The 5671-nt window shown below is 76.1% G+C and carries 7 protein-coding genes; all 7 read left to right on the top strand.

Annotation, left to right across the window (positions count from 1 at the left end):
- The coding region (locus AB0K34_RS44795) for an MFS transporter (protein WP_364554606.1) at positions 1–663 on the top strand (663 nt) is incomplete at its 5' end.
- A 63-nt stretch (positions 664–726) separates the two neighbouring features.
- Positions 727–1515: an RNA ligase family protein gene (locus AB0K34_RS44790; protein WP_301176333.1), complete on the top strand. Its 789-nt coding sequence runs from the start codon at positions 727–729 to the stop codon at positions 1513–1515.
- Complete coding sequence (locus AB0K34_RS44785) at positions 1499–2623, top strand: AAA family ATPase (RefSeq protein ID WP_301176334.1); 1125 nt, start codon at positions 1499–1501, stop codon at positions 2621–2623. Before AB0K34_RS44790 ends, AB0K34_RS44785 begins: the two co-directional genes overlap by 17 nt.
- A gap of 72 nt (positions 2624–2695) precedes the next feature.
- A complete protein-coding gene (locus tag AB0K34_RS44780) occupies positions 2696–3445 on the top strand; it encodes an SDR family oxidoreductase (RefSeq protein WP_301176335.1) in 750 nt (249 codons plus the stop codon).
- 149 nt (positions 3446–3594) lie between these two features.
- Complete coding sequence (locus AB0K34_RS44775) at positions 3595–4074, top strand: phage holin family protein (protein WP_301176336.1); 480 nt, start codon at positions 3595–3597, stop codon at positions 4072–4074.
- Positions 4071–4457, top strand: a complete 387-nt coding sequence (locus tag AB0K34_RS44770; RefSeq protein ID WP_301176337.1) for a DUF3618 domain-containing protein — start codon at positions 4071–4073, stop codon at positions 4455–4457. The genes AB0K34_RS44775 and AB0K34_RS44770 overlap by 4 nt, the downstream gene beginning before the upstream one ends.
- 78 nt (positions 4458–4535) lie before the next feature.
- Positions 4536–5671 (top strand): YihY/virulence factor BrkB family protein (locus AB0K34_RS44765; protein ID WP_364554603.1); only part of this gene is annotated, 1136 nt, incomplete at its 3' end.

Genomic DNA, 5671 nt, shown 5'->3' with positions numbered 1-5671 from the left:
CCCGCCGCGGTCGCGGCGGCGGCCGGGGCGGGGCTCGTCCTGGCCGAGCGGCGCGCGGCGGCGCCGATGCTGCCGGGCGGGCTGCTGCGGGCGCGGGCGTTCCTCGGCGCGAACGCCATCGCGCTGATCATGAACCTGGTCACCAACGGGGTGCTGTTCACCTCGACGCTGGCGCTGCAGCAGGCCGGGCACCGCTCGGCGGCGTCGGCCGGGGCGCTGCTGCTGCCGATGGCGGTGCCGCTGGCGGTGCTGGCGCCGGTGAGCGGGCGGCTGACCGCCCGGTTCGGGACGCGGGTGCCGCTGACCGCGGGGGCCGCGGTCGCCGCCTGCGGGTCGCTGTCGCTGCTGGCCGCCGGGCCGGGCGGCGGGTACGGGCCGCTGCTGCCGGCGCTGGCGGCCATCGGGATCGGCGACGGCCTGATCGTCACGGCCGCGGTCGCCGCCGCGATGCGCGCCGCGCCGCCCGCGCACGCCGGCCTGGCGGGCGGGTTCAACAACGCCGCCCGGCAGGTCGGGACGGCGCTGGGCGTCGCGGTGTACGGGGCGGTCGCCGGGCCGGCGACCGGCCCGGGGTTCGCGTCGGGGCTGCACGCGCTGGCGTGGGTGAGCGCGGCGCTGTGGGCGGTGGCGCTGGCCCTCGTCCGCGCCGTCCCGGCCCGCTGACGCCCTCGCGGGCGCCGGAAAACCGGTTGGCGGGGCCCGCGGCGGTCCCTTACAACGGTCGGCATGCTCCGCAAATACCCCCGGACCCCGCACATCGCGGGTTCGCGGCTCCAACCCGGCGACCACGACCTCGCCGCGGCGCCGTTCGCCGAGATCGCCGGGCGGTACCTGGTGGTGGAGGAGAAGCTCGACGGCGCCAACGCCGGGATCAGCTTCACCGCCGGCGGGGAGCTGCGGCTGCAGAGCCGCGGCCACTACCTGGCCGGCGGGCCCCGCGAGCGGCAGTTCGGGCCGCTGAAGGCGTGGGCGGCGTCGGTCCAGCACGTCCTGCGCGAACGCCTGCGGGACCGGTACGTCCTGTACGGGGAGTGGCTGTACGCCAAGCACACCGTCTTCTACGACGCGCTCCCCCACTACTTCTGCGCGTTCGACGTGCTGGACCTCGCCGACGGGACGTTCCTGTCGACGCCGCGGCGCGCGGAGCTGCTCGCCGGGACGCCGGTGGTGCCGGTGCCGGTCCTGCACGAGGGCCCGCTGCCGGACCTGGCCGCGCTGACGGCGCTGGCGGGGCCGTCGAGGTGCCGCACCCCGCACTGGCGGGAGGCGCTGCGCGCGGCGGCCGCCGCCGGCGGCGCCGACCCCGGCCGCGTCGCGGCGGAGACCGACTCGTGCGAGGAGATGGAGGGCCTCTACATCAAGGTGGAGGAGGACGGGCAGACCGTCGGCCGCTACAAGTGGGTCCGTCCGAGCTTCCTGACCGCGATCCTGGACGCCGGCACGCACTGGCTGGACCGGCCGATCGTCGCCAACGGCCTGGCAGACCCGGAGGTGCTGTATGCGGGTGTTCGATGAGCTGTGCCCGGCGCCCCCTCACTGGAGCGTCCCCTGGGACCGGATCCGGGACGCGTTCGCCTGGGTGCGGGACCTGGCCGGCGTCCCCCAGGACCCCCTCCACCACGGCGAGGGCGACGTCGAGACCCACACCCGGATGGCGTGCGAGGCGCTGGCGTCGCTGCCGCAGTGGCGGGCCCGCCCGGCCGCCGAGCGGGTCCGGCTGTTCACCGCGGTGCTGATGCACGACGTCGCCAAGCCGTACTGCACCGCGCTGGACGGCGACGGCCGCGTCACCGCGCACGGCCATTCCCGCCGCGGCGACCTGATGGTGCGGCGGATCCTGTGGGAGCTGGGCGCGCCGGTCGCCTGGCGCGAGCACGTCGCGGCGCTGGTCCGCCACCACCAGGTGCCGTTCTGGGCTCTGGAGCGCCCCGACCTGCAGCAGATCGCGTTCCGGGCGAGCCTGCTGGCCCGCAACGACGACCTGGTGCTGCTGGCGTCGGCCGACATCCTCGGCCGGGTCTGCTCCGACACCGCCGAACTGCTGGACAACGCCGCCCTGTACAGGGAGTACTGCGCCGAGCAGGAGTGCCTGGAGGCTCCGCGCGCGTTCCCGTCCGACCACGCCCGGTTCTGGTACTTCCGCAAGCCCGGCCGCGACCCCGGCTACGCCGCGTTCGACGACACCCGCTGCACGGTGACCGTGCTGTCGGGGCTGCCGGGCGCGGGCAAGGACCACTGGATCGCCGCGCACCGCCCGGACGCGCCGGTCGTGAGCCTGGACCGGCTCCGCGCCGAGATGGGCGTGTCCCCCTCGGGGGACCAGCGGGCGGTGGCGGCCGCCGCGCACGAGGAGGCCCGCGGGCACCTGCGCGCGGGCAGGTCGTTCGTGTGGAACGCCACCAACGTGTCGCGGCAGCAGCGGGAGGCGTGCACGGGGCTCGCCGCCCGGTACCGGGCGCGGGTGGAGATCGTCGCGGTGGAGGCGCCGCCCGGCGTGGTCCGCGACCGCAACCGGGCGCGGCGGGCGCCCGTCCCGGACGCGGTCGTGGACCGGCTGGTGCGCCGCTGGGAGACCCCCGACCCGACCGAGGCGCACCGCGTCGACTGGCTCACCACCGCCTGACCCCGGGCCGGGATCGCTGGTACGGCGGGGGCGATAATCGGGCGGGACGGCGACGAGCGGCGGGAGTGGCCCATGGGAGCAGGGGTGGCGCTGGTGACCGGCGCCGGATCGGGCATCGGAGCGGCGGTCGCGGCCGGGCTCCTGGACGCCGGGTGGCGGGTGGCCCTCGCCGGCCGCCGCCCCGGCCCCCTGCGGGCCGCCACCGCCGCGGCCCCCGACGGAGCGGCGCTGGCCGTCCCCGCCGACGTCACCGACCCCGGCGCCGTGCGGGAGCTGTTCGCCGCCGTCGCCGGCCGGTGGGGGCGGCTGGACCTGCTGGTCAACAACGCCGGGGTGTTCGGCGCGTCCGCGCCCGTGGAGGACTACTCCCTCCGGGAGTGGCGCCAGGTCGTCGACACCAACCTCACCGGCGCGTTCCTGTGCGCGCAGCAGGCGTTCCGGATGATGAAGGACCAGGACCCGCAGGGCGGGCGCATCATCAACAACGGGTCGCTGTCGGCGCACACGCCGCGGCCCCGCACCGTCGCCTACGCCGCCAGCAAGCACGCCGTGACCGGCCTCACCAAGGCGCTGTCGCTGGAGGGCCGCCCCCACCGGATCGCGTGCGGGCAGATCGACGTCGGCAACGCCGCCACCGACATGACCGGCGCGTTCGGCACCGGCACCCTGCAGGCGGACGGGACGGTGAAGGCCGAGCCGGTGATGGACGTCCGCCACGTCGTCGACGCCGTCCTGTACATGGCGGGGCTGCCGCTGGAGGCCAACGTCCAGTTCATGACGGTGCTGGCCGCGGCGATGCCGTCGCACGTCGGGCGCGGCTGACCGCCGCCCCGCCGGGGGCGCGCGACGGCGCGGTCCGGCGCGCATGTTCACCCTTTGTCGGGAACCGGCCACGTTTAGCCTCCGACAAGGGGGAACGCCACCTTCAAGCGTCGAGACAACGCGGAGGGGGCCTGAAGGCGATGGGCATCGTGCGGCAGACGCATGACGGCGAGGCGGCGGCCGAGGGCATGGGCGCGCACCGCGTGGACCAGGCCCGGGCACCGGAGTTCCAGTCCCGGCGCCCGGAGGCGGGCACCGGCGAGCTGGTGCGGCAGGCCGCGCAGCAGGTCTCGGACCTGACCCGCGCCGAGCTGCGGCTGGCGGCCGCCGAGCTGAAGGCCAAGGCCCGGCACGCCGGCACCGGCGCCGGGATGTTCGGCGGCGCGGCGCTGATGGCGCTGTACGGGTTGGGGGCGCTGCTGACCGCGGCGATCGCCGCGATCGCGCTGGCGCTCCCGGTGTGGGCGGCGGCGCTGATCATGGGCGGGTTCCTGATGCTGGTGGCCGGGGTGCTGGCCCTGATGGGCCGGTCGCAGACCAGGCGCGCAGCGCCGGCCAAACCGGAGGCGGCGATGGACGGCGCGCGGCAGACCGTGGCCGAACTGAGGGAGAGGGCGACGCACCGATGACGGTTCAGGGCAGGCACGGAGCCGAGGCCGCCACCGAGGAGCTGCGCCAGGAGGTCGACCGGGCGCGCCACGAGCTCGGCGACACCGTCGAGCAGCTGGCCGCCAAGGCGGACGTGAAGGCGCTGGCCCGGGAGAAGGCCGAGTACGCCAGGAGCCGGGCGCGCGACGCCGCGGCGTCGGCGTGGCAGGCGGCCGGCTCGGAGGAGACGATGGCGCGGGCCCGGCAGGGCGGCGCGGTGGCCGCCTCCGCGGGCGCGCTGGCGGTGGCGGCGCTGTGGATCCGCCACCGGCGGACGTCCTCGCGGCGGGTGGGGCCGGTGCGGTTCCGGATCGCCCCCGGGCAGCGCCGCGCGGTGAAGGTGCGGCGCCGCAAGGGCCGCTGACCCCGGGCCGCCGAGACCCTCGGGACCGGGCCCGCCCCCGGGACCGACCCCCTGGAACGATCCGGTGAGAGGACCCGCATGCCTGTCCCTGGCGCGATCGCCGACCCCCCGGCCGCCTCGTGGCGGGGGGCGCTGAAGCGGACGTTCGGCGAGTTCAAGCGCGACAACCTCACCGCGTGGGCGGCGGCGCTCACCTACTACTCGATCCTGTCGATCTTCCCGGCGCTGCTGGTGGTGGTGTCGCTGGTCGGGCTGGCCGGCCGGTCCACCACCGACGAGCTGATCAAGAACATCGGGGAGCTGGCGCCGGGCGCGGTCAGGGACCTGCTGGTGAGCTCGGTTCGGCAGCTGCAGGGCAGCAGTGGCGGCGCCGGGGTGATCGCGGTCGTGGCCCTGCTGGGCGCGGTGTGGTCGGCGTCGGGGTACGTCGGCGGGTTCATGCAGGCGTCCAACATCGTCTACGACGTCCCCGAGGGCCGTCCGATCTGGAAGACGCTCCCGGTGCGGATCGGGGTGACGCTGGTGACGCTGGTGCTGCTGTCGGCGTCGGGGATCGCGGTGGTGGTGACCGGGCCGCTGGCGCGCAAGGTCGGCGACGTGATCGGCGCCGGGTCGCAGGCGGTGACGGTGTGGAACATCGCCAAATGGCCGGTGCTGCTGGTGGTGGTGGCGTTCCTGTTCATGCTGCTGTACTGGGCGTCGCCCAACGCCAAGCGCGGTTTCAGGGGGCTGGTGCCCGGCGGGGTGCTGGCGATCGTGGTGTGGCTGGCGGCGTCGGGGCTGTTCGCGGTGTACGTGGCGAACTTCTCCTCCTACAACAAGACCTACGGCAGCCTCGCGGCGGTCATCGTGTTCCTGGTGTGGCTGTGGATCACGAACCTGGCGATCCTGCTGGGCCTGGAGCTGAACGCCGAGCTGGAGCGGGGCCGGGCGATCGCCGCGGGCACTCCCCCGGGCCGGGAGCCGTACGTGCGGTTCCGCGACACCCGCGCCTTCGACGAGGAGGACCGCCGCGAGACCGGCGCGGCCGGCGAGGACGCCGGCCGCGGGGGTGCGGCCGAGCGGAAGGGCGGCGCCGACCAGGAGGGGGGCGGCGGCCCGGGGGCGCAGGGTCCAGAGGCGCAGGGTCCAGAGGCGCAGGGTCCAGAGGCGCAGGGTCCAGAGGCGCAGGGTCCAGAGGCGCAGGGTCCAGAGGCGCAGGGTCCAGAGGCGCA

This window comes from Actinomadura sp. NPDC049382, from assembly GCF_040677125.1.
Taxonomy (GTDB): domain Bacteria; phylum Actinomycetota; class Actinomycetes; order Streptosporangiales; family Streptosporangiaceae; genus Spirillospora; species Spirillospora geliboluensis.
Note: the sequence above shows the minus strand (reverse complement) of the source record. Positions and strands in the feature narration are given on the sequence as shown.